Below are 22,616 nucleotides of genomic sequence, written 5' to 3' on the forward strand. Positions count from 1 at the left end.
TTACAGAAAAGTCTTATCGACAGGTTCCCAAAGTTCAATTTTATTACCTTCAGGATCCATTATCCAGCCGAATTTTCCGTAGTCATATGTCTGCATATCCCCTACAATTGTTACACCTTCTTCCTTTAAAACTTCCAGAAGGGCTTCCAGGTTCTCTACCCGGAAATTCATCATAAACTGCTTTTGGCTCGGTTCAAAATACTTTGTATCGGCTCCAAAAGGCGACCATTGCGTCATACAGTCCTTGCCTTCCTGGTCTTTCCACCAGAACGACCATCCGTACTGATCCACGGGAATACCCAATCTGTTTTTATACCATTCTTTTGCCGCATTCGGGTCTTCGCATTTAAAGAAAAAACCGCCTATGCCGGTAACGCGTTTCATATCTTCTTTACTCATTGTTTTGCTGTTATAATTCTGCTTTTATTTTTTTCTGTTCGTATTAAAGAAAACCGTCACCGCCAACAGCAACAGTATGCCTTCCACCGTAAAAAAGAACAAATGATTGATAAGAGTTTGTGCGATATAACTGCATCCCATCCCAAACCCGATAAGTCCTAAAGCAAGGAACAAGCCCTGCAAGCGTGCGGAATGATCGCCCATTTTAACCGGTTTGGCCAAAAACAGCATCCAGACTCCGGACAACAGCATCATAATCGAGGAATATAGCCAGATCATCTGCATACCCTGTGCGGCTGGCTCCCGGATCTCCCCTTTTGCAATATGGTCCAATACGGCGGGATAGCCCAAAAAAGCGTGCGGGATAAATTGCAGACAGGTCACTACGCCCACAAACAGAATCAGGTAATAAGCAACTTTGTTCATTTTTTTTGGTTTTGGTTTTATAAATATAATAAAATCTTTTAGAAATTGGGGTTGGGGTAAACCTTCTTAAACTCGAAATACCTGACAGGTTTTGAAAACCTGTCAGGTATCCGGCAGCGTGGATTTACTTCGTCAGTACGGCTAAAGCATCGGGTGCAATTCGTGGCCGCCATCATCTTCAAAACAACTTTCAAATCATTAGTTAAAACAAGCCCAGGCATATTATCTGTCTGATTTTTAATTTGTTTCATTAAAGAAACATCATTTTACTGTAACAAAAACCAAACTAAATCAACAAACTATATAAAACTAAAAAACAATTAACTATGGGAAAAAAGACAAGTTTTGTTGTAGGTTTAGCAGCGGGATTCATATCGTTGCTTATACTAGTTGCGGCAATATTATTAATTTCAGGAAGCCTTAAAGTAAAATAATTATGGAAAAAAAATCATTTTGGATTGGATTTGGAATCGGTTGTTTACTATGTGTTGTTTCATTAGTTTTTATTGCTAAAAAAGTACTAGTTCAACCCGATATTTCATTAAGTCAAATCGAGGTATATAATTTGAAAGGAGAAAAAGATGACCTTAAAAACTATATAGGAAAACCACTTGTCGTTAATTTTTGGGCTACTTGGTGCGCCCCTTGTCGTAAAGAAATGCCATCTTTTGAAGAAGTAAAAAAAGAGATGGGAAACGATGTTAATTTTGTACTGATTTCAGATGAGGATTCGGATAAAATAATGAAGTTTTCCAATTCAAAACCCTTCACTTTTACGTATTTACGAAGCGAAAAAAAGTTGAGTGACTATGGTATAAATGCCAGGCCTACAACGTATTTTTTTAATGCTAAAGGAGAATTAGTCACAAAGAACACCAGCGATTTAGACAGCAAATCGTTGCGGGAATTAATTGCTAAAATAAAATAACCGCTGTCCGGTGATGCCATAAAAGTAAGGTTTACGCAATACTGAAACACTACCTTAATTTTAAGGCAAACATCTTACTACCCAGGCATAAACCTATTCCAATCGTCGGAATAGGTTTCCTGTTTTAAAGGCATATCGATACTGACTTTTGATTGGTTTGGGTTATGCAGAAAAAAAAGATGGACACATGTTGCGCCCATCCCTATATCAATTCGCTCCTACAATATCCGTTTTTTTTAAGGTAAATCAATTGGAAACATTGGATTACCATTAGCGGATTGTGCAGCTGGCACCTCTTCCTGCATTACATCCCAATGCTCTGAAATCTTACCCTCTTCAATTTTAAAAATATCAACCGCGATCATATTTTTCCCATTCCAATTTTCATAGCGACCGTGTATCATTACAAAATCGCCAGTTTCTGCTACTATTCCGGATTCATATTTAAAATCACTTGGTAAAGTTGGTAAAATTTGTTTCAGCACTTCAGTTCCATTAGGAAGCTGTGGATTGTGTTGTTTGTAATTTTCTGAAAAATACTTGTCAAATGCTGTGTCATCTCTGTGTACAAACACAGCGGTGATTGCTTTTAAAGCTAGTTCTTTATTGCTCATTTTTTATCAATTTTTATTACAGTAAAATTAATAACTTAGCTATAATTAAACTATTAGTATTGAAAAACACACTTAGTACATTTTTTAAGACTTATGACAAATAAAAGGAAGAACAAAGATTTTAACCCTAACAGTTGCCCCGTCACTCATTTTATGAATTTGGTTGGTGGCAAATGGAAAGTATTAGTACTCTACGGTATTGAAATGGGACATAACCGATTCAGCATGCTGCAAAAAGTAATACCCTCCATAAGCAAGCAAATGCTGATCAACCAACTAAGAGAACTTGAAGAAGACAAAATAATTGAGCGAACCGTGTTTCCTGAAGTTCCCCCAAGGGTAGAATATACCATCTCTGAATATGGTAAATCGCTATTGCCTGTTATTACAACAATTAAGGAATGGGGTGTGAAGGATATGGAAAAAAGTTATTGAGTTGGGGACAACTTAGCTTATCACAAACTTATCATAAAAACCATTCAAACAGTGTTTTTGCTTTTATTAGTTGTATCTTTATAAGATCTGAATAATTGATGGTTAATCTTTCTGATTATTTTGGTTTTAAAGAGCATATAATTTATTTTGTATGCTCTTTTTGGTTTATTGGGATTACTAGCGTTGGATTGTGGTTCATCGCTGTACTAAGCCTCCCAACTTTGCGCGTTTAAATCAATCTTCACACGAACAGCTTTTGTTATTCTTCGCCTTCTCAAAACACTCTTTCCCTTCCGTAAAGGCAAAATACGAAAGCCCCAGCGTTCCGATACTGTCTATATACGCAAAACCGGTCCACTCATAAATGCCGCTACTCAAAAGTAAAATAACAGACATGTAAATGCAAACTCTAGTACATTTTGCATCGGAAAGTATGGCCTGCGAATTTAATTGCTTTCCAACACTTGTTTTCCCGAGAATCAAAAGCCACATGACAAGTATGGAAACTACCGCAATCACAATGCCCCAAAACGTGGTTTCGGGTTTGTGCCCCGTCCAGATGTTGTAAACACTGCTACTTACCAGTCCCAAAACCAAGGCATAAAAGGAAAAGCCTGTAATCCGCAAGGCAGCGCGTTCAAAAGCATCCCGATTACTTTCCGGTGCGCGCTGGATACGAAGCACCATATGCGCAATCCCAAGCCCTGAAATGACTTCTATAAAGCTGTCTGCCCCAAATCCAAATAAAGCGAGGCTTTCATCTTCATAACCAAACCAGGTCGAAATAAGGCCTTCGGCTATATTGTAGAGTATGGTGAAAACCGCAAGTCCGAAAGCCAGCTTGTAGAGTTGTGGGATGTTGGGGGTAGCTGTTTTCATTTTTGATTATTCCCTACGTGTAAATCGTTTATCAAATTTAGGGAAAACCGGGCTTGTATTTACTGAAAAAGCTACAACATTGCGGTTGTGGCTTTAATTAATTTATTACTTGTAATCAAAGTTGGGAGACTTTGCGCAGCGGAAGAACGGATTGCATCCAAGACTTTAGCCGAACTGACGAAGTAAATCCGCACTATCGGGATTATTTCTAAAAACCTGGAGATTTTATTTAGCATTCTTGTGATCCTTGACATCCATTTTATTACTAATTTTAACAATCCTTAAAGTTGCTAAAAGAAATAGTACTATATTCAAAAAAAACAAAAAAGTCTCAAATCTAAAATCAAAAATAAAGATATTAACAAATATTATAAATAAGTAATTGAATAAATTAGGTTTAAAAAAAACTAAATCTCCTTGAAACTCATAATTTGATATTGTAAGTAATTTTAAATAATCTCCTTTTTTGAAGATTCGTATTATTATACAAAACACCCAAAGTAAAATAAAAAAATATTTAATCATAAAATTTAAAATTAAAATTAGTTCCTGTAAATTTAATAGAACCATCACTCATTACATCATAGTATGCACTATTACCAGTATTATCTCTGTAATTTCTCAATTTATTGACACTCAATAACTCGGATTACACCTATAGAGCAAATACCTTTTAAAACATTAAAAACTACCAGCAATCATTAAAAAAAGGATAACTTTCCCTTAAAAATGAAGGATAATAACCCTTCACATCCGAATAATCAATAGTCTCATTATTGATTTTATGTTTCCAGTTCCGCAATGAATAATCTGAATAGAGCGTGTCTACTTTCGGTCCCTTTTTTATTAAAAGAGCGTATTGATACTCTAAAAAATCTTTACCATCAGTCTTCTTAAACGTTAAAATCTCATCCTTAAAAGTTTTCGCTTCCTTATCAATCTTTATCTTAAATTTTGCAAGTTCATCTTCATTACTCCAAAATATATCTTCATCAACAGATCTTGCATAAGTGTTTAAATTCATGAATTTTATGACTTCTATTTCATAAACATCATTGTATACCTGATTTTGTTTTTCTTTATCGCAAGCACAGATAAAAATCAAAAGCATTATAGTTACAGCTATTTTTCTCATTTTCGTTTAATTTTGTTTGAAAGCACTCCTTGTGTATTTACACCAACTCCAATAGCGCTAATTTACACTTGTGCATAGCGAAAGCCGAAGTAAATCCGTGCTATCGGGCAAATAAAATTATTTAGTATCAGTACAGTCAATAAAAAAACTCCCGATTGGGAGCTTAACTTATATTTATAACCTAATGTTTACGGTTTAATTCTAACGATTTTGCCATCTTTTAGGATTACCAAATCGCTATTCGTTTTTCTTTTGTACTCGATTAACTTCTCGTAAACCTTATCCATGCTTTCCAAAATCTTGGTCTGGGTCGATGTTCTTTTATACGCTTTCATTGTAATATGCTTTTAGTTTATCGAATTTTATTTCATTGATAACGTCAATATCGGTTTCCAAAGTCTTTTCTGCCAATAAATCAGGCATACCGCCCGAATTGTCAAAAATCATAACTTCATTAACTATAGGCAAATATATAGTAAATAAATTTCTTATTCCCTATAGCGCGGATTTCTAATCCGGGCCCACAACCAACTTCAAAACAAAAACCCCGATACTAGTTTACTGATTGGTTTGGATTTGGTGGAAAAGGATGGACACGATTATGCGCCCATCCCTTTATCCAGAATGCCGTTAATTTGAAAAACAATATCTTAACTTACTTTCTCCTTTGGTTTGTATATTAAAATGACAATTTTTCATTTTTAAATCTGAAAAAATGTCATTTTAATGGATTGGCACAGTTTTCGATTTTTATGTAATGTATCTGGGAAACCAGAATAACGTTCATAAAATTAATGTCTAACAATTTTAAAGTAAACAGTTATGAATCTAATTAAAAGAAACGAAAGCCAAATGCTCGGCTTTCCACGTATGCTTTTTGATGATATCTTTGGCCGTGAGCTTTTCAATTGGGAAAACACCAATTTCTCATCCACAAGCACTACTTTGCCATCGGTAAATATCAAGGAAAATGTGGACAGTTACGAAGTAGAAGTAGCTGCCCCTGGGATGGACAAAAATGATTTCAACGTCACCTTAGACGGGAATCTACTAACCATTTCGTCTGTAAAGCAACAAGATGAAATATCAGAGGAATCAAACTTCACACGTAGGGAGTTTAGTTATCAATCTTTTCAACGAAGCTTTGAGTTGCCTAAAGATGTGGTTGACGATGAACACATTACCGCACGCTACGAAAACGGCCTACTGCTTTTAACTGTTCCGAAAAAAGAGGAAGCTAAGCAGAAGCCGCCAAGAATGATTGAGATTTCTTAATCACAGGTTATTTCACAGTTAAACATAAAAGCTGTCTGAAAGGACAGCTTTTTAGATTGTAAAATTTTCTTTTATGTCATCGCAATTATTTTCAGGGATGGCTGTGCTGTCCATTTTTGATTTGTTGCTACGCAAATTAAAGCAGCTCTATTTTATTACTTATATTTTTCTGGTTTGGCACTAAGCCCTGCAGTCCTGAATACCATTAACGAACCGAATGTTGTTTCGGTGTTTGGGAAAATAGTTATCATCTTTTAATGTTTACCATTACATCATGATGTTTAAAAACGAAAAAAAATGGAAAGTTTATATTATATATCACTCAATATCAAAACGGTTTCGGGAATAGATTCCTATGCAACTTATAATTTAGGAGAGGATAGAGAAAAAGCTATAGCAATCTTTAATCTACTCAAGGGTTCTTCTAACTTGTCTGAACAATCTATTTTGACCATGGATTTTACTGAAATGAGAGATGGAATCCCATTTCCTATAACCATGTTGGATTGTACCTTCCAAGAAGTTGTTTATAATACTAAAGTTATAACCCGTGAAATATTTAAAAACCTTAATCTTTAACTTTAATCATTTTAATAATGGTTAACAGATTTAATAATTTTTAACTTAATTAATCATCTATAATAATACCGTTGGAAACAGCTTAGCTTACCACAAACTTATCACAAAAACCATTCAATCAGTGCTTTTGGTTTTATTTATCGTACCTTTATATGACATAAAGGATTGGGAAGTTCATCTTTCCTATAATTTAGTCTTTAAAGAGCGTGCAATTTGTTTTGTATGCTCTTTTTAGTTTATTCTAATTCAACCTCGGATTATGGTTCGAAGGTCTGTTTCTGTTACCATAAAAAAGGGATGGACACGTTGTGCGTCCATCCCCTTATAATCATATTTGAAAAAAATTATGCTAAATCTTCGATAACGGTTGTCGTTCCGTTATTTTTAACGGAAGTAATCCCCCCATCTCTACCTGCTTTACTTTCGTACATTTCGCTTGTCCCAATTATCTGTCCATTTGCAGATTTTAGGTTAAAATAAAATTTCCCGTTAGTTGATTCTTTCTTATCATATCTTGAATCAATTTGAGAATTGGTTTGTACTGATTCTATTCCATTTTTGCAATTTGCTTTCGTGGAATATCCTTCACTTGATAAAATCACTTCACCATTTCCTGCTTTAAGATTGAATTGAAACTCTCCGTTTTTTCTTTTAGAAATTACATATTTTCCCATAATGTATTGATTAAGTTAAAAGACTAATATAAGGAATTTTACCATACTTTTAAAACTTGAGTTTTGAAAGGAAAAACAAAGGATGAACACGTTCTGTTGCGTCCATCCTGTATCCAAATTATTTATGTAATGGATAATTTTATTTAGTTTTGTTATTCATATAGGTAAGTTACCAGTGATTTAACTAAAAAGCGGAAAATTGAAAAACTTAGGAATATTACTTGCCATTTTAATTTTCTTAAATTGTCAAAAAGAGAAAACTAAAGAATATAAATTCTTTGGCAAGGATTTATGTAATGACAAAAATGGAATTCCAATTAAATTTCTAAGCGAAGATTCTATTTCAAAATTTGGAATTAGAAAAGTTTATGGCAAAAATATTATATCTCAAAATGATACTATAAAAATCACTTTCAGAACCATCAGTGATTGCTGCCTTATACCTAAAGAAGAAATATTATTTTCTGAAGACAGCATAAAAATCAATAACTCTTTCACTGGAAAAAAACCGTGTGATAGCTATTGCGAGTATGAATTTGAATATAAAATACCCCTAAAAAAGATTAAAAATAAAATTATTCTTATAGAATAAGAATAACAAAATAATCAAATAAACATCGCGGGATATTAGCGACAATTGTTCATCATCATGCCTAAACCAAAATGGATATAGAAAATTATAATTTGCTTTTAAAAAAACCTATCAAATCTGAAAATGGAGTATTAGTGTTCACATTTTCATTTTCTAATTCCGAAAACGGTATAGTAAATGCATATGACAAATTACTCGAAGTCAATATATCAACAACATGGAATTTTGTCAAAACTGGAGATAATTTACTAATAGCAATTCAAGGTTTTGATATCTTAAAGTTTGGACGGAAAGGACTTATTTGTGATATTAATGAGCTTGAGAGAGAACTAAAATGTTTAGAATCTGCTTACGACCTTTGTTTTGGCAGTTAAGAAAATAATGCTGTCATAACAGTGGTCAAGCTGAATATATCCATAAAACTTCACTTTAAAACATAAATTTTTCAAAAAAGAAAAGGATGGACACGATTATGCGCCCATCATCATAAAATTCACATATCTGACTTACTTTCAATAATTTTACTTAGTTTTATAATTTGCGTTAACTAGTCTTAAGAAATTAATTCGACAAACAGCAACATAAATAAAATGAAAAGAATAGCGGTTTTGATTATCTTCATCTTGGTCTCATGCGAAAGTAAATGGGAAAACAAAAAAATTAATGAATTCCTTTCAAAGAATGTTATCGATACAACAGAATATAATACTTACGAGGAGTTGTTCTTAAATGGGAAAATAGATAGAATAGTAACATCAAACTGCCAAGAAAATATATTCATTGAAAATCCAATAGTGTCAGAAAATAAATTTATTTATATTGAAAAAAAACATAATTCAGATAATAATAAAATAGTTTTTTTAAAAATTGACAAAAATGGTAAAACGATAGATTCATTAATTATTGATAGGGATATTGCAATAATTAATGACTATATAATTAACAAAGACTCATATTGTAGTTGGTTTGTTGATAATGATAAAAATATCAAAAAAATAGAAAATGTTAACTTTTTTTCAAAATCAGACACAACTAAAATTAAATCACTTGTAAAAAATTTCAAAAAATATAACTTAAAATTTTACTCTACTTCAGGCTACTTTAATAATGACAAAAGTATTGATACTTGTAATTATATAATCTCCTTTAAAAAGGATAAGCTTGTGAAATACAATTTTTTAAATACAATTCACCCTGAAAATGATTTAAAAATTGAGAGTACAATTTCATTGAATTTTTCAACAAAATTTAAAGAAGTAGAATCAGTAAGTAAAGAAGATTTATTTAAAGTTGATAATTTTTATGTCCATTCTTTAGATATGCTAATTCGTCAAGGTATAAGTGGCGGTAATTTGTTCAGTAATACGGGAACTAGTAGTTCTACATGTAATATTTATACTGGAACATATTTTATCACAATATTAGGTCAATCGAATATGAAACTTAAACTTATGAATGTGGAAATATGTGAAAATGAAGATATATACGAATATGCAAAGCAGGCATTGTTTTACGATGTGTCCACTGAAGATTTTTTGAATTTTTATCTAATTCACAACGATATATATCATTTTTACATTGTGAAAAAATAACAAATCCCGATGACTAAAATTTGTAATCCATTCTCTTAATCAAATTCAAAAGAAATCTAACTATTTTAATAAAAAAGGAAAGATGGACACGTGTTGTGCGCCCACCCCTGTATCCCGAATGCCGTTGGAAACGGATTCTACTTTAATTATTTTGAACATATCTTTTTATGTTTATTGCCTCTTAGAGCAATTGTGTTGGAGAAACACCATATTGTTTCTTAAAAGCAAAAGAAAAGTGAGATAAGTCTTCAAAACCAACTTCAAGGTAAACATCAATAGGTTTTTTCTTTTTCTCAGCTAATTGGTAATAGGCTAATTCTAGTCTTTTATGAGTCAGCCACTTTTGGGGTGTCGTGTTGAAATGTTTCTTAAAATCTCGATTGAATGTTGATAAACTACGACCTGTAAGGTAACCAAGTTTTTCCATAGGCATATTGAACATAAAATTCCGCTCCATGAAGCTAATTAAATCTACCTTTCCAGGGGCATCAAAATTTGCTAAAACGTTATCTACATTTTTATCAATTTCTCTTAGAATACTTATAGCTTCAGTAATTTTTAACGAAGCAATGTTTTCAGGAAATTCACCTTCTAAATCAAAATATGGTACCACTGAAGCTAAACAACTTTCTAATAACGGATGGTTATTGAAACTGTATATTTTCTGTTCGACAGTATGTTTTTTATCAATATCAATCTTCTCATAAAATTTTTTCAAACGCTCTATTGATAAATGCATTACCACTGTTTTGTGAGGTTGTCCGTTTTTAGGATAGTTGATTATTGTAGCCAGAAGGTTTCTAGGAATTAAAAATATATCTCCTGTTTTAAAAAAGAAAGTGGTATCAGCTTGGATTATTTTTGTTTCACCCGAAATAAACCAAATCAACACGTGGTCATCAAACATCAAGTCTGATTTAAACAATTTATCATCATAGCTGGAAAGTTTAATATCTTTTGTCAAATACTTTGAAATATGTTCCATCTGGAAAAGTTATTTTGGTTAGACTAATTTAATAAAAAGAGGGTTTTAGTCCCCTTTTTATTAAATAGATTGCCCACCGTCAATTAAAAATTCAGAACCAGTAATAAACAACGCTTCATTACTTAATAAATAAGTTATTAAACTGGCTACTTCGTATGGTTTTCCAAAACGCAATAACGGAATACTATTTATCATCTGATTCTCCATATTTTCATCAAGACCAAGTTTATCCATAATTTCTGTAGCTACAGGACCAGGACTTACAGCATTAACCCTTATTTTTCTTGGAGCTAATTCTGCTGCTGCAATTTTCATTACAGCATTTAATGCTGCTTTGCTTGCGGCATAAACTGATGCGTTTGGTGGTGAAATTGTAGCTGATGTTGATGAGAGAAATACGACTGAGGCTCCATCATTCAGAATGGGAATAAACATACTTAAAGTAAAAAATGCACCTTTAAAATTTACATCCATTACTTCATCAAACATTTCTTCAGATGTTGATTCTATTGGAGCAACTTTAGTTATTCCAGCATTGATTAGCAACATATCTATTTTACCAAATTGTTTATGGACTGCTGATGCTAAATTATTGATGTCTTTAAGATTGGATTGGTCAGCTATCATTCCAATAACACCTAATTCTAAAGCAGCTTTTTCTACTGCTTCTTTTCTTCTTCCAGTTATAACAACCTTAGCACCTTTCTCTTTAAGTTCTTTCGCTGTAGCATATCCAATTCCGCTATTACCACCCGTGATAACAGCGACTTTATCATTAAAATTTTTCATTTTTAAAGAAACTGTTGATTTAAGAAAATTGGAATTCTATACCTGTCATTTGCTCACTTAAATCCCATAATCTTTTAGCATTTGCTTCATCCAATGAGTAAAGTTCAACACCGTATGTCCCAACACTATTCTCATTAGCAATTGGAGTAATATCTACATCTTCACAATAGACTCCGCCAATGTTGTCAAGTGCAGGACTTGTGGCACACCACACGGTTGTAGCTGCACCTTGAGGGATTGATTTTAACCTTGCTGCTATTTCAGGTAGCATATTGCCATTTGCATCCAAGAAACCCATTTTTTGAAATAATTCTAACGAAGCCTCTCTTGCTAATTCAGTTCCTGCGATTGAACCAGGATGCAATGAATAGGCTCTTACGTTGAATTCTTTAGCACGGTTATCAAGCTCAAGGGAAAATAGATTACTGGCAGTTTTTGATTGTCCGTAAGCTTGTAAAGTTTCATACTCTCTGTCAAGGAAATTAGGGTCATCAAAATTGAAAGGAGCCATTTGATGGCCAAGAGAAGATACATTGATTACTCTTGCACCATTAGCCTTTTTAAGCGCAGGAAATAATCTTGCAGTTAAATGAAATTGTCCTAAATAATTAGTTGCCAATTGTGATTCAATACCTCTGCTGTCTCTACGCAATGGTACCCACATAATACCAGCATTGTTAATAAGCAAGTGCAAAGGTCTGTTTGAAGCCAGAAATTTTTCTGCAAATGCATCGATAGAAGCAGGATTCATAATGTCCATTGTTTCTAATTCCACATTTTTAACTCCTTCAAGATTTTTCTTGGCTTTTTCAACATCTCTCGCTGGTACGATTACTGTAGCCCCAGCATTTGCAAGTGTTATAGTAGTTTCAAGGCCAATGCCTGCATTTCCACCTGTTACAATTACAATTTTTCCTTTAAGGTCAACTCCTTTGATTACATCATTTGTTGTTGATGTTGCGTTAAATCCTGAACCTATTGGTTGTTGTAACGCTCCCTGATAATTACTCTGTCTCATTTTATTTTTATTTAAAAGTTATGAGACAAAATTAGACACATCATATCTGCTCGACTTTGTTAAAAAAGTCAATTTACTTTGTTCAAAATGTCATCTGAATATAATTTCTTTAGAATAACATTTGGAGCTTCTTTCTTAGGATTTGGTGAAAAAACAAAGGATGGACAAATGCGCCCATCCCTGTATGCCGAATGCCGTTGGAAACGGATTAATCATTACGAAATACTATTCTTAATTATTATTATATTAGCAAGCGAGTGTAGCTCTTGACGTACATATCTAACAAACAGATGTATATGTACACATTATCAAACATGTTAACAAGTTAGCAGCAATTAACAGAAAACAATATATAAATCAATTTTTTAACTAAGTAAAAGAATAGATACTATTTAAAATGAAGCATTTTATTTATAAACAGCAATATTTTCATGTATCATTCTTGATACTTTTATTGTTACTTATTTCCTGTAAACCCCCTAACACTTACAATATTTCTCCTAAAGCAGAAAAATATTTAACAGAAGTAATAACTTTACTAAAGAGAGAATCTGTAAATAAACACACAATAAACTGGGACAATTTTAGAAATGATGTGTTTCGTGTTGCTCAAAACAGTCAAACTATAAAAGATACTTATCCTGCCATTACTTATGCAGTAGCTCAATTAAAAGATAGTCATAGCTATTTTGCTAAGGCAATACAAGAAGAGGAAAATTCCGAAGAAAAACAATTGCCAACGGTAGAAGATGAAAAAACACCTGCTGGTATTGGATACATCAGAATACGTTTTTGTATTGGTGATGAACGTCAAACGGAACAGTACATCAAATATATTACAGATAAAATCCACCAACAAAACAGTCCTCAAATTAAAGGTTGGATTATTGATTTGAGGGATAATTTTGGGGGTAATATGTGGGCAATGATGGTAGCAATAGGACCTTTTTTAGATACAGGAACACAGGGTTACTTTATAGATGCAGACAATAAAGCATCTGAATGGCGGTTTGAGAACGGAAAAGCATATGCTGACACTGTAATGCTTGCTGAAAACAAGCAAAGGATTGATTTGTTTGGTAAAAACAGGATTGCAGTATTAACTAACAACAAGACAGCAAGTTCGGGTGAAGCAATGGCTGTTTTATTTAAAGGATATAGTAGCGTAAAGATTTTTGGAACACCAACTTTTGGTGTTTCTACAGGTTGCGAGTCTTTTTCATTATCAGATGGTTCACGTATAAACTTAGCCACCAGTATTTTTGCAGATAGAAACAGAAGAAAATATGGAGCTTCAATTGTTCCCGATTTCCCTTGTTCCGAAAAGGAAACCTTATCAACAGCTATCAACTGGCTTTATAATTAAAAAACGAAAATGAAACGTTACATTTTTATATTACTTGTATTTTTTTATAGCGCTCATTTATTTGCACAACAAGACAATTATTCATTCCTCAAATTAATGGTATTCAATAGTGAGGGTAAAATAATGCTAGTAAAATGGAATGGCGCTTGGGAAATTCCAGGTACAAGATACAACCAACCTATTACTCTATCCAAATATGTTGATACATTAGCTGCTGAACACGGCATAAGCGTCCAAAATAAAAAACTAAATGGTTTGTTCACTTTTGAATACGAAAACCGACCAACCTTAACAATTATGTATTATTACACGGCCTTATACGAAAAAGGTAAACTTACTGTTCCTGAAAGTTGTGAAGACATAGGTTGGTTTACAATAAAAGATGCTTTGAAAAATATTCCTTATGAAGAAATGAAATTAATTGTTTCCAAAATAACGAAAAGTCCAAATAATCTATGGGGTGGAGCTATTAAAAAATTAAGTGATAACGGAATTCTATTTGTAGAAAACTTTTATAAACTAAAATAACTGCTGTTAACAGCGGTTTGTCGAATGTACTGTAAACTTAAAATGAAGACACCTAAAAGAAAGAACGAATGAAATACTTAATAACCATTTCCCTTTTTCTATTTAATTCAAGCATTAATGCACAAGAATTTAAACGACTAACTTCCGAAAGCGCAGAAGACTTTATAAAAAGAAATACTCCAAAATCGGAAACAACTGTTTTGGAATTATCTGGTAAAGTATTAGAAACAAAACATTGGGACAACAAAACTGAAACGATAATCTGTTTTTATGTTGGTGCCGATTATAATAACAACACTATTAATCATTATTACCTATTAGGGTGCCTTTACGTTCAAATAAAACCGAATGTATACAGAAGAATTTTAATTGATGATAAGGATTTAGTTTTCGAAAATGAACCTATCAAAGTAGAAAGTGTTTTCTTTACAAATGTTGACAAAAGTGATTCAACCAAAGAATTAGCAATCTTATATAGTCATAAAGCAGACACAAATAGTGAAGTGATTGGAACTTATTATTTTACTCATTTTTATGATAATATAAACTTCACTAATCCACCAAAATCATTAACTGAAATAACAACTTTCAAAGAAATTTTTCATGAATTAGAAGGAAGGGTTGATGATAGTGATTTTAAAAAGGCAAAGTTTAAAACGGCTTCAGATGTAAAAAAAGCACTTAGAGGGCTTGGATACTAATTAAACTGGCAAACATTGGTTGTTTCTATGTAAGATAAAAAAGGAAAGGATGGACACGATTATGCGCCCATCCTTTGTGTATCCCGAATGCCGTTGGAAACGGATTAATTGATTAATCTCTTTATGGGCACGCAATATAAATCCGTACTATCGGGGTATCTGAAATTTTAAGGAGTTGTTTTTACGCTATTAATAGCATAATTGTAATCCTTAACGTTTTCACTCTTAACGTTAATATACATGATAAAAAAATTAACATCTAATAAAATTATTCCAAAACGTCTATTTTTATTAAACTTGACACTTTCTAATTCATATTGAATTTCTAATTTATTAAGTTCTTTCTCAAAATCTTCACAAGAAAGGTCTAAAGCTTTTTTTTCTGAATGAAATTTTTTATCTGGAATATATAGTAATACTATTTTTTGCTTTTTGTCAAATTTTAAATCATGTAAGAAATAGGAACTAATCTTAATTTTCTTTTCAGATAAAGAATTTGGAATTTGTAAATTAAAATTTTTGTCCTTTATAATTTCTCCATCTCTTTTGATTGTAGATTTATTTTCATTTACAAATTTCACAAAATCACCCTCGATAATAGAATTATTTTGGTCTATTGATTTAGTCGAAGAGCATCCTACAACAAGTAATAGTACTAAACACTTAATATATTTTTTTATTTGCATTGTTATTGATTGTTAATTTTATCTACCGCTTTTTTAAAATCTTTGTAATTTACTGGTTGTCCAACTTGTCCACTTCCATTATAGAAACCTATTTTTCGAGTCACTGTTGTGTCTGTTCTTGTTGTACCACCTATTTGAGATGTTGTAGTCGTTTTTGTTACATCATAACCAAGAACAACACTTGGACTATCATTAGGACCATCTTTGCCATAACTTCCAATATCTTTTGTGCCAGTGCCATCAGCTCCAATCGTCCCAGATGGATTAGGAGCTCCTACATCAACAATTTCGCCATTAGCATCTGTACCGTTGGGATGCGTATGAACATCATATGAACTTGTTTTTCCTGCTTCTGCTAATTCATCATATTTACTCCCTAATCTAACACTTGCTTCTCCACCTTCTTTCATTGACGAAGTAGTCCCGTCTGTTGCTACTACAAAACCATTTTCTTTACCGCTTTTTTCTGTCGCGGCATATGCTGCATCCATTTTAGAAATAACTTCATTTGAAGGAACATTTATAACTTGTCCTTTATCAATGGCGTTATTAACATCACCTTCTTTTTTACTAGTTGTCAAAACCAATTTTTTATCAGTTTTACCATCCTCAACATGTTTAACTTGTTGACCTTTCAAGTTATAAAAATCAGTAGGGGGTGTGGCAAACATTCCATCATAGTCAACAAAAATAACTGGATTATCCCATGCATAAGTATATGGTGAAAATCTACGCATTTTTTCAGTTAATGGGTCAATATTCATCCATCTACCTAGTGCTGGGTCATAATTACGTGCCTGATAGTCGTACCAGTTCAGTCCCAGCTCGTCTTGTAGCTCTTTCCCATTATACTTATACTTATAAACATTATCAGAACCCTGAGGGATTTGTGATATGTTTATATAATAATCATTACCGTTCTCTACCTCTACATATTCGTATTCATTAGAATTATAGTAAGCGTGTTTCAAACCAAACGGATAGTAATGGTTTTCTTCCATAATAACCAGCGGTATTGGTTCTCCCGGAACTAAAAAAGCATCGGGGTCTTGAGTATAATTTAGTCGGTTATTTCCTAAATGGTCTTTGTACTGGAAAACATAATTATAGAACAAATTCCCTCGTTTGCTTACTGTTACATTAACATATCCCTCTGCATGAGGAAAGAAATTCAATACTCCGTTAGTATATTGGAAACCTCCGCTCATGTAATTAACTGTCTTACCGGACTGACCATACTCGTTTACTTCTTTTTGTACTTTTTGCCCGGCTGCATTGTAAAGGTAATAAATACTGTTACCATTTGAAAATTCAATTGATACCGGTAGGTTTAAATGATTATAAACGATAGCGGTAATCTGTTTATTATCATCTTTAATCATATTACCAAAATCATCATACTGATAATCATCATCAGTATCAGTAATCCCATTACTGTCGTCTTTAAAACCTTCAGGGTGGTTGCTGCTGTCCAAGACTTTTACCAATTTGTTTTTGTTGTCAGCATCATAAGTATACTGCAGATTATCTATTTCAATGGCAAAATCATCAGCATCTAAATCTCCGTTACGCTTTAAGAAAGTAATATTCCCGTTTTTATCGTACTTCAATTGTTCCAGATAACTGTCCATATAGGTAAGCCCCGGTTTTTTATAATTGGCTTCCAATAAACGGTTTAATTTATCATAATGATATTCGTACTTACGCAACACGTTATCGCTGTTACTTTTCCAATAAGTTTCCGAAATATTACCATTATATTGTGGATCGACCCCATCGTTGTATTTAATCTTAAACGCAAACAAATCGTTTTGTACCGACAAACTGTCTACATTGTTGATTTCCTTTAACCAGCCTCTGATATTATATTTATAATCAACGGTCTGAAGGCTGTTTACTCCTGCGACATCGGTTCCTCCTATATTCTTCTTAACAACCTGACCTAACTCATCATAGAAATTTTTCGCAATCAACTGCTCGTTCAATGCGTTGATTTTGTGTTTGTGTATATTCAGTTTGTCTTGCGGTGTATAACTAAAGCTATCCGTAGTTGTCAAAACTGTTGAATTGGAACTATATTTATGTGTGGTTATCGTTTTCTCGGTTTTACCCGCCCAGTCTAACTTTGTGTCAATTTGAGTATAGCCTCCCTGAAAATTGGTTGAATGCACCCTTATAGGCCTATATTTATTGTCGTATACAGTATAACTTACTTCTGCCGTACTACCTCCAGGACCGTCCAAGACCCTAACCCAGGATCCAGTTTGCAATCCTCTTACATTGGTAGCTGAAGTTTGTCCTTCAATGGTTAAGGGAAGTGAAGGTGCTCCTGCAAAACTATAATTGTCATAATAATTCTTGGTTAGAATATCACTCTCATCAAGTGTGAAAGGTGACGAAGTCGAGTCTACATTATCCTGGTTGCCTTTTCTTGCATTGGCATCAACGTCCATTTTTTTCCAACCAGTTTGGGTCACTCTTCCAAAAGCATCGTACTCGGTAATTAACCACCCTATGTCATTATTTCCATAGGGGCTTAATGCTGGTCCTGTTGCCACTACCCTGTCCAATTTGTCATAAACAATAAACTCCCATTGTTTGCCTGGTAGTTTCTTCTCAACTAAACGGTTTCTGTAATCGTATTTATATTGATAACATAAATTATCCAATGAAATCTGGGTAATTGTACCATTTGCCAGTGGAGGGATTACATAAGTAAGGTTCCCGAATTTGTCATATACGTAATATGTATCATGTGCTACCCCAAGGGAGCTTCCAATATCATTATAAGTCCTCTTCAAAACCACATGGCCTTTCTTATCCTTAAACTCTTCGGTGGTGTTGTTCTTTCCTGATGTCCAATTTTCGTCTTTGGTAATGGTTTTGTAAAGTTCATTGGCCGAATAGTTGGAATTCTGGCTAACACCTATATCGTAAAGTCCTTTGGTTGCATTCCACGTAGCAGTAACAGCAAAAAGTTTTACACTATCTCCACTCACATTGGCACGATATTCAAATTTAATTTCCTTACCAGTACCCATTCTCCAAACCTCGCCTGGTGCAGCCTGCTTTAAAACACGGTTTAGCGGTGAATCCTCTAACTGTTTCTGACTATAAGGGTAATCAGTTGTCTCAAAATAAGGATTACCAGTTGTAGCTGGATCCTCCGAGGAATAAAAAGAAAACACTTCTGCATTGCTCTTTATGTTCAACGAAGCCGCTGAAGTGGGTACAAACGGAAGATACTCTTTCGCCTGCCTTCCAAAACCATCATATTCAACCGGCGTTACAATATCTTTTCCGGTATTGGATTGTTTATGTGCCAATTGCTGGATAGGGCGTCCCAATCCATCAAAATAACCAACAGTAATAACTGCTTTGCCCGGATCGTTCACATCCACAGTTCCTTGGGTAGTTGGCGCTTTATAAGTTGTGGTTTTTACCCAGTTTTGGTTTGTATTTTGCGCTAAAACCAAAGCAGGTAGTATAAATAAAATATAAAATAGCTTTTTCATCCTGTGTTATGGTTTATGGTCTGTAGTTATAGGCATTTTCACTTAAAATATTCCCCTCGTGGTCTCTCACTTGCTTCAAACGATTGAATTCGTCATACTCGTAAGTGGTTTGCAAACCTTTTGGATCAGTCACGGTACTAATTCCTATCAAAGGCTTGTGAGTATAGGTAGTAATCATGGTATTAGGCAAACTAGTTCTCAAGTTGTTTAAGGCCATTATCAGGTTTTGCTCATTTGTTCCGTTGGAAAGTGTTTGAAGATTTCCTACATATGTCTCAATCTGGGCGTACGTTGCATTCTCAATTTTAGCAATTGGTAAAGTTTGGTTATAACCCCAGATAATTGCAACAGGAATATTATCTTCTATCGTATACTCTTTTATATTTCCTTTATCAGTGTAATTGTAAGTAACTTTTTTCTCCGAAGTAGTTCCTTTACCAGCATAAATGTATTGAGGTAAAAACAATGGTTCACTTGCGTTACCTGAATCAAAAGACCCATATTTTGTGATACGCCCTGAAATTTTCTCCTGACCATTAAAAGTCTCAGTTATCAAAGGAATTCCAATCATATTTCTGGCTATTAAAGACGCTCTGTTTGGTTCGCTTACAGCTTGAGCACTTTGAGGATAATAATATTTAGTTTCAACGATTTCATTATTACTTAAGTAATCTTTTTGCGACGTTGGTTGTTGATGATTGGAATCAGCATATTCATAAACCGAAGTAGCAACAATCTCTTCATTACCATTATCAAAAAACTCTTTTGAAATAGTTGAATTCAATTTTTGCGAATAAAATGTAGCTATTTCATACTTAGCACGATTAAAAGCTTCGAAATCTGACATTGGCGGCGTAGGCTCATCAAGATATGACACTTTATTAAAAATATTTAATCCCTTAATATATTTCGGCTGAACATTTTGATAAGGGTTAAAATAACTATTATTTATTTTTTTCTCATTTCCTATTATGTTCTCATATAAAAGCCCATTTGAAGGATCACCTGCGCATGGAAAAATCCCAGTCCCAAATGAATTGTAATACATATAACAATTTTGAGGATTTGGTATGAAAATATACTTATACACATTTTGAAGTATTTTGTTTTCAGCTATCAAACTCTCCTTAACATAGCTATAACCAACAGGTTGTCCGTTAAAAAATTGAAGCGGGTAATAATTGTCAGAGGTTTTATATCCTTTATGAGAATATACGTATGTATTTGACATTTTAAAATTAACATATCCAGACTCGACACCTTCTTCATTTTTATATGAAAATGATTTATGCGATGTTAAATTCTCATCATCATAAACCTCTATAGACTTTATTCGCTGGCCACCCAAAGGAATATCATAAGACATCCCAATTTTAGAAACCCTGTTTTCATCGTAAATATCCCAAGTCATGTCAACTACAGCAGTGTCAGTTATACTGAAAAGATTCGTGCCCTGATTTTGATTCCCTGTAAAAATTTCTAGTTCAAAAACTAAATTTTGCGCTTCGACAATATCATTGGCCCCTACTTCAATTTCAAGAAATATATCCGGGGTGTCCGTTACATATTTGGTATATAGAGCTACACCATTTTTAATTATTTTATACTTGATATAGCAATCATCATTATTTGGTAAGCTGTTTTCCGGAAGTACACAAGAACTGCAATTCGGGTTAATTCTAACCGGTAATTGAATATTTGCCTGAGTTGTGGAATTTGAATAACCTATAATATTAGTATTTAACAATAAGGGGATTTGATATTTTTTTAATTGTCCGCCATTAATATTGGTAACTGATATAGGTGTATTTTCTGCCAAATCAAAAACAAGACTTGTTTTTTTAGAGGGTACTAAGCAAACACCCGTTTCAATTTTTGGCGCTACATTTCCCGGTATTTGATTCAAAATAGCTTTATCCAGAATACCCCTGTTACTCTCATATTCATATTCTGCACATGCCCCCGTTGGATAACATACTTTTGTAAGTATCCCGGCTTTTGCAAAATTAGGATTAACATCCCTGTTTGGCATCTCAGGATTAATTCTTAAAACGGTTGGAACCAACGAAACATTATCCGAAACTCCATTATAATAACCCCACCAGTCTATCCCATATGAGAATCGATGTGGCAAAACAATGTCATTGTAAGTAAAAGTATAAGATGGTTTATTGATTGTTACCTCATTTAAATTACCCAATACAGTTATTTTGTCCAAGAACATTCTTTTAATTAAATCCGCAGGATCATGAACCGTCCCACAAGTATATAATGGGGTAACTGGGGCATCGCTCGTTTTATAACTATAAGACAACGTGTACTTGCTTATCAATTGATTATTTAAATTTAATACCGATATGGAATTTAATTTCTTTCCATAAGCATAATCCTCTCTTGCATCTGGAGCAAGTGTAAAAACCACTTTCCCAAAACTGCCTTCAATGGATTTTAAATAAAAATTCAGCCCTTTTGTTTTCTGATAATTGGTTGTTATCTGATTAAGATTAACTGGTTGATTATCTCCATTATAATCGTCAATCTCTCTGGTTTGATTTGACAGATTACAGTCTTCATAATAAAAATTATCATAATAGAAATTTAAAACCTTATTTTGAGGACTTATAATTTTATTGAGCATCCAGGAAGTATAATAGTTCGCCATAGTTGAACTACCTCTATGTTCAGGCAGGTCTGAACCAACCAATGAATAGGATTGTGTACCGATAGTCTTGTTCCCTAAACCATATTCATATGTAAAACCGCTAATATCTACAACCTTCCAGCCTACAAAAGATTGACCTGAAAACAAAGGCGTTATGATATTTGGTGTTACCGGCATCTGCACTATTTCTCCGTAAGGATGCTCAGTAGATCGCTCTTGGTTAAAATAAAATCGAATATTTTCACCGTTAGGCAATACAACCCTATATTCATCGGACTCTAAATCAATAACGCCTCCAGCTGCCGAATCAAAAGCCTCTTTAAAAGGTCTTTTGTGACCATAAGTTTGATTATATTCTTCCAAATAATTATTATATTGAGTAATTGTCCCGTTAGGATTTTCCTGGAGCCATTCAGAATATGATAATTTCAGTGATTTGAACCAAATATTTTCATACAAATATTCATCTTCATAGATAAAGCCTCCAAAATCATCAGGCTGTCCCTTTACATTTCGGGTAACCTGTGGCTGGTTAATACTAAAACCCATTCCAACCCAACCGGCTCTTTCATTCACATTAACGCCAGATGAATTATAATCTATCGAAATAGGGTATTTAATGTCGCCTTCGCTTATCTCATAAATTGGCACCGATAGGTTCACCAGACCAGTGTTATAACTCACAGGAGTCTCAATAAACTTTAAAAGCGACCCTACCTCTGGTGTTTTGGCATTAATATCTGGAACAAAACTCTCCGTCTGTCCATTGCAAACTATGAAATTCCCAAATAGTAAAGCTGGAATTACTTTTTTGATTAATACACTTATTTTCATTTCC

At 33.4% G+C, this 22,616-nt stretch carries 24 protein-coding genes; 10 read left to right on the forward strand and 14 right to left on the reverse strand.

Annotation, left to right across the window (positions count from 1 at the left end):
- Both ACWPKD_RS14430 and ACWPKD_RS14435 read right to left on the reverse strand, forming a co-directional pair.
- Complete coding sequence (locus tag ACWPKD_RS14430) at positions 1 to 399, reverse strand: VOC family protein (RefSeq protein ID WP_455413397.1); 399 nt, start codon at positions 397 to 399, stop codon at positions 1 to 3.
- Between the two features lie 24 nt (positions 400 to 423).
- Positions 424 to 825, reverse strand: coding sequence for a hypothetical protein (locus ACWPKD_RS14435; protein WP_455413398.1), 402 nt, complete (start codon positions 823 to 825; stop codon positions 424 to 426).
- Positions 826 to 1,261: 436 nt separating this feature from the next.
- Between ACWPKD_RS14435 and ACWPKD_RS14440 the strand changes: the two genes are divergently transcribed.
- Positions 1,262 to 1,753 carry a TlpA family protein disulfide reductase gene (locus ACWPKD_RS14440; RefSeq protein WP_455413399.1) on the forward strand — a complete coding sequence of 164 codons (492 nt, stop codon included), beginning with the start codon at positions 1,262 to 1,264 and terminating at the stop codon, positions 1,751 to 1,753.
- 236 nt (positions 1,754 to 1,989) lie between these two features.
- Here the strand turns inward: ACWPKD_RS14440 and ACWPKD_RS14445 are convergent, their stop codons facing one another.
- On the reverse strand, positions 1,990 to 2,367 hold the full coding sequence (locus ACWPKD_RS14445) for a nuclear transport factor 2 family protein (RefSeq protein ID WP_455413400.1): 378 nt from the start codon (positions 2,365 to 2,367) through the stop codon (positions 1,990 to 1,992).
- Positions 2,368 to 2,460: 93 nt separating this feature from the next.
- On the opposite strand from ACWPKD_RS14445, the gene ACWPKD_RS14450 reads away from it, so the two are divergent.
- Complete coding sequence (locus tag ACWPKD_RS14450; protein WP_455413401.1) at positions 2,461 to 2,802, forward strand: winged helix-turn-helix transcriptional regulator; 342 nt, start codon at positions 2,461 to 2,463, stop codon at positions 2,800 to 2,802.
- 234 nt (positions 2,803 to 3,036) lie between these two features.
- Here ACWPKD_RS14450 and ACWPKD_RS14455 read toward each other — a convergent pair whose 3' ends face one another.
- From ACWPKD_RS14455 to ACWPKD_RS14470, 4 genes are all read right to left on the reverse strand, one after another.
- Positions 3,037 to 3,681 carry a cation transporter gene (locus tag ACWPKD_RS14455; RefSeq protein WP_455413402.1) on the reverse strand — a complete coding sequence of 215 codons (645 nt, stop codon included), beginning with the start codon at positions 3,679 to 3,681 and terminating at the stop codon, positions 3,037 to 3,039.
- A gap of 688 nt (positions 3,682 to 4,369) precedes the next feature.
- Complete coding sequence (locus ACWPKD_RS14460) at positions 4,370 to 4,816, reverse strand: hypothetical protein (RefSeq protein ID WP_455413403.1); 447 nt, start codon at positions 4,814 to 4,816, stop codon at positions 4,370 to 4,372.
- 188 nt (positions 4,817 to 5,004) lie between these two features.
- Positions 5,005 to 5,151 carry a hypothetical protein gene (locus ACWPKD_RS14465; RefSeq protein WP_455413404.1) on the reverse strand — a complete coding sequence of 49 codons (147 nt, stop codon included), beginning with the start codon at positions 5,149 to 5,151 and terminating at the stop codon, positions 5,005 to 5,007.
- Positions 5,138 to 5,263, reverse strand: a complete 126-nt coding sequence (locus ACWPKD_RS14470; RefSeq protein ID WP_455413405.1) for a hypothetical protein — start codon at positions 5,261 to 5,263, stop codon at positions 5,138 to 5,140. The genes ACWPKD_RS14465 and ACWPKD_RS14470 overlap by 14 nt, the downstream gene beginning before the upstream one ends.
- 375 nt (positions 5,264 to 5,638) lie before the next feature.
- Here ACWPKD_RS14470 and ACWPKD_RS14475 point away from each other — a divergent pair, with 375 nt between their 5' ends.
- Positions 5,639 to 6,091, forward strand: coding sequence for an Hsp20/alpha crystallin family protein (locus tag ACWPKD_RS14475; RefSeq protein ID WP_455413406.1), 453 nt, complete (start codon positions 5,639 to 5,641; stop codon positions 6,089 to 6,091).
- 297 nt (positions 6,092 to 6,388) lie between these two features.
- On the forward strand, positions 6,389 to 6,670 hold the full coding sequence (locus tag ACWPKD_RS14480) for a hypothetical protein (RefSeq protein WP_455413407.1): 282 nt from the start codon (positions 6,389 to 6,391) through the stop codon (positions 6,668 to 6,670).
- Between the two features lie 344 nt (positions 6,671 to 7,014).
- On the opposite strand, the gene ACWPKD_RS14485 is transcribed toward ACWPKD_RS14480, so the two are convergent.
- Complete coding sequence (locus tag ACWPKD_RS14485) at positions 7,015 to 7,344, reverse strand: YegP family protein (RefSeq protein ID WP_455413408.1); 330 nt, start codon at positions 7,342 to 7,344, stop codon at positions 7,015 to 7,017.
- 199 nt (positions 7,345 to 7,543) lie between these two features.
- On the opposite strand from ACWPKD_RS14485, the gene ACWPKD_RS14490 reads away from it, so the two are divergent.
- The 3 genes from ACWPKD_RS14490 to ACWPKD_RS14500 all read left to right on the forward strand — a co-directional run bounded on the left by ACWPKD_RS14490 (position 7,544) and on the right by ACWPKD_RS14500 (position 9,528).
- Positions 7,544 to 7,936: a hypothetical protein gene (locus tag ACWPKD_RS14490; RefSeq protein ID WP_455413409.1), complete on the forward strand. Its 393-nt coding sequence runs from the start codon at positions 7,544 to 7,546 to the stop codon at positions 7,934 to 7,936.
- A 71-nt stretch (positions 7,937 to 8,007) separates the two neighbouring features.
- Positions 8,008 to 8,310, forward strand: coding sequence for a hypothetical protein (locus ACWPKD_RS14495; protein ID WP_455413410.1), 303 nt, complete (start codon positions 8,008 to 8,010; stop codon positions 8,308 to 8,310).
- A gap of 216 nt (positions 8,311 to 8,526) precedes the next feature.
- Entirely contained in the window at positions 8,527 to 9,528 is a 1,002-nt protein-coding gene (locus tag ACWPKD_RS14500; RefSeq protein ID WP_455413411.1) for a hypothetical protein, read from the forward strand.
- Positions 9,529 to 9,709: 181 nt separating this feature from the next.
- On the opposite strand, the gene ACWPKD_RS14505 is transcribed toward ACWPKD_RS14500, so the two are convergent.
- The 3 genes from ACWPKD_RS14505 to ACWPKD_RS14515 are packed head-to-tail and all read right to left on the reverse strand — an operon-like array spanning position 9,710 to position 12,320.
- The gene (locus ACWPKD_RS14505) at positions 9,710 to 10,513 is read right to left on the reverse strand and encodes a helix-turn-helix domain-containing protein (protein WP_455413412.1); all 804 of its coding nucleotides are present in this window, start codon (positions 10,511 to 10,513) and stop codon (positions 9,710 to 9,712) included.
- Between the two features lie 60 nt (positions 10,514 to 10,573).
- Positions 10,574 to 11,302, reverse strand: a complete 729-nt coding sequence (locus tag ACWPKD_RS14510) for a glucose 1-dehydrogenase (RefSeq protein ID WP_455413413.1) — start codon at positions 11,300 to 11,302, stop codon at positions 10,574 to 10,576.
- Between the two features lie 19 nt (positions 11,303 to 11,321).
- Positions 11,322 to 12,320 carry an SDR family NAD(P)-dependent oxidoreductase gene (locus ACWPKD_RS14515; protein WP_455413414.1) on the reverse strand — a complete coding sequence of 333 codons (999 nt, stop codon included), beginning with the start codon at positions 12,318 to 12,320 and terminating at the stop codon, positions 11,322 to 11,324.
- 397 nt (positions 12,321 to 12,717) lie between these two features.
- On the opposite strand from ACWPKD_RS14515, the gene ACWPKD_RS14520 reads away from it, so the two are divergent.
- The 3 genes from ACWPKD_RS14520 (at position 12,718) to ACWPKD_RS14530 (ending at position 14,915) form a co-directional block, all read left to right on the forward strand.
- Entirely contained in the window at positions 12,718 to 13,686 is a 969-nt protein-coding gene (locus tag ACWPKD_RS14520) for a S41 family peptidase (protein ID WP_455413415.1), read from the forward strand.
- Positions 13,687 to 13,695: 9 nt separating this feature from the next.
- Positions 13,696 to 14,214, forward strand: coding sequence for a hypothetical protein (locus tag ACWPKD_RS14525; protein ID WP_455413416.1), 519 nt, complete (start codon positions 13,696 to 13,698; stop codon positions 14,212 to 14,214).
- A gap of 68 nt (positions 14,215 to 14,282) precedes the next feature.
- A complete protein-coding gene (locus tag ACWPKD_RS14530) occupies positions 14,283 to 14,915 on the forward strand; it encodes a hypothetical protein (protein WP_455413417.1) in 633 nt (210 codons plus the stop codon).
- A 167-nt stretch (positions 14,916 to 15,082) separates the two neighbouring features.
- Here the strand turns inward: ACWPKD_RS14530 and ACWPKD_RS14535 are convergent, their stop codons facing one another.
- From ACWPKD_RS14535 to ACWPKD_RS14545, 3 genes are read right to left on the reverse strand one after another with little or no spacing between them, the layout of a single operon-like run.
- The gene (locus ACWPKD_RS14535) at positions 15,083 to 15,601 is read right to left on the reverse strand and encodes a hypothetical protein (protein WP_455413418.1); all 519 of its coding nucleotides are present in this window, start codon (positions 15,599 to 15,601) and stop codon (positions 15,083 to 15,085) included.
- Positions 15,602 to 15,603: 2 nt separating this feature from the next.
- A complete protein-coding gene (locus ACWPKD_RS14540; RefSeq protein WP_455413419.1) occupies positions 15,604 to 19,116 on the reverse strand; it encodes a DUF6443 domain-containing protein in 3,513 nt (1,170 codons plus the stop codon).
- A gap of 13 nt (positions 19,117 to 19,129) precedes the next feature.
- Positions 19,130 to 22,612, reverse strand: a complete 3,483-nt coding sequence (locus ACWPKD_RS14545; RefSeq protein WP_455413420.1) for an RHS repeat domain-containing protein — start codon at positions 22,610 to 22,612, stop codon at positions 19,130 to 19,132.
- Positions 22,613 to 22,616: the final 4 nt, after the last annotated feature.

This window comes from Flavobacterium pedocola (assembly GCF_053764385.1).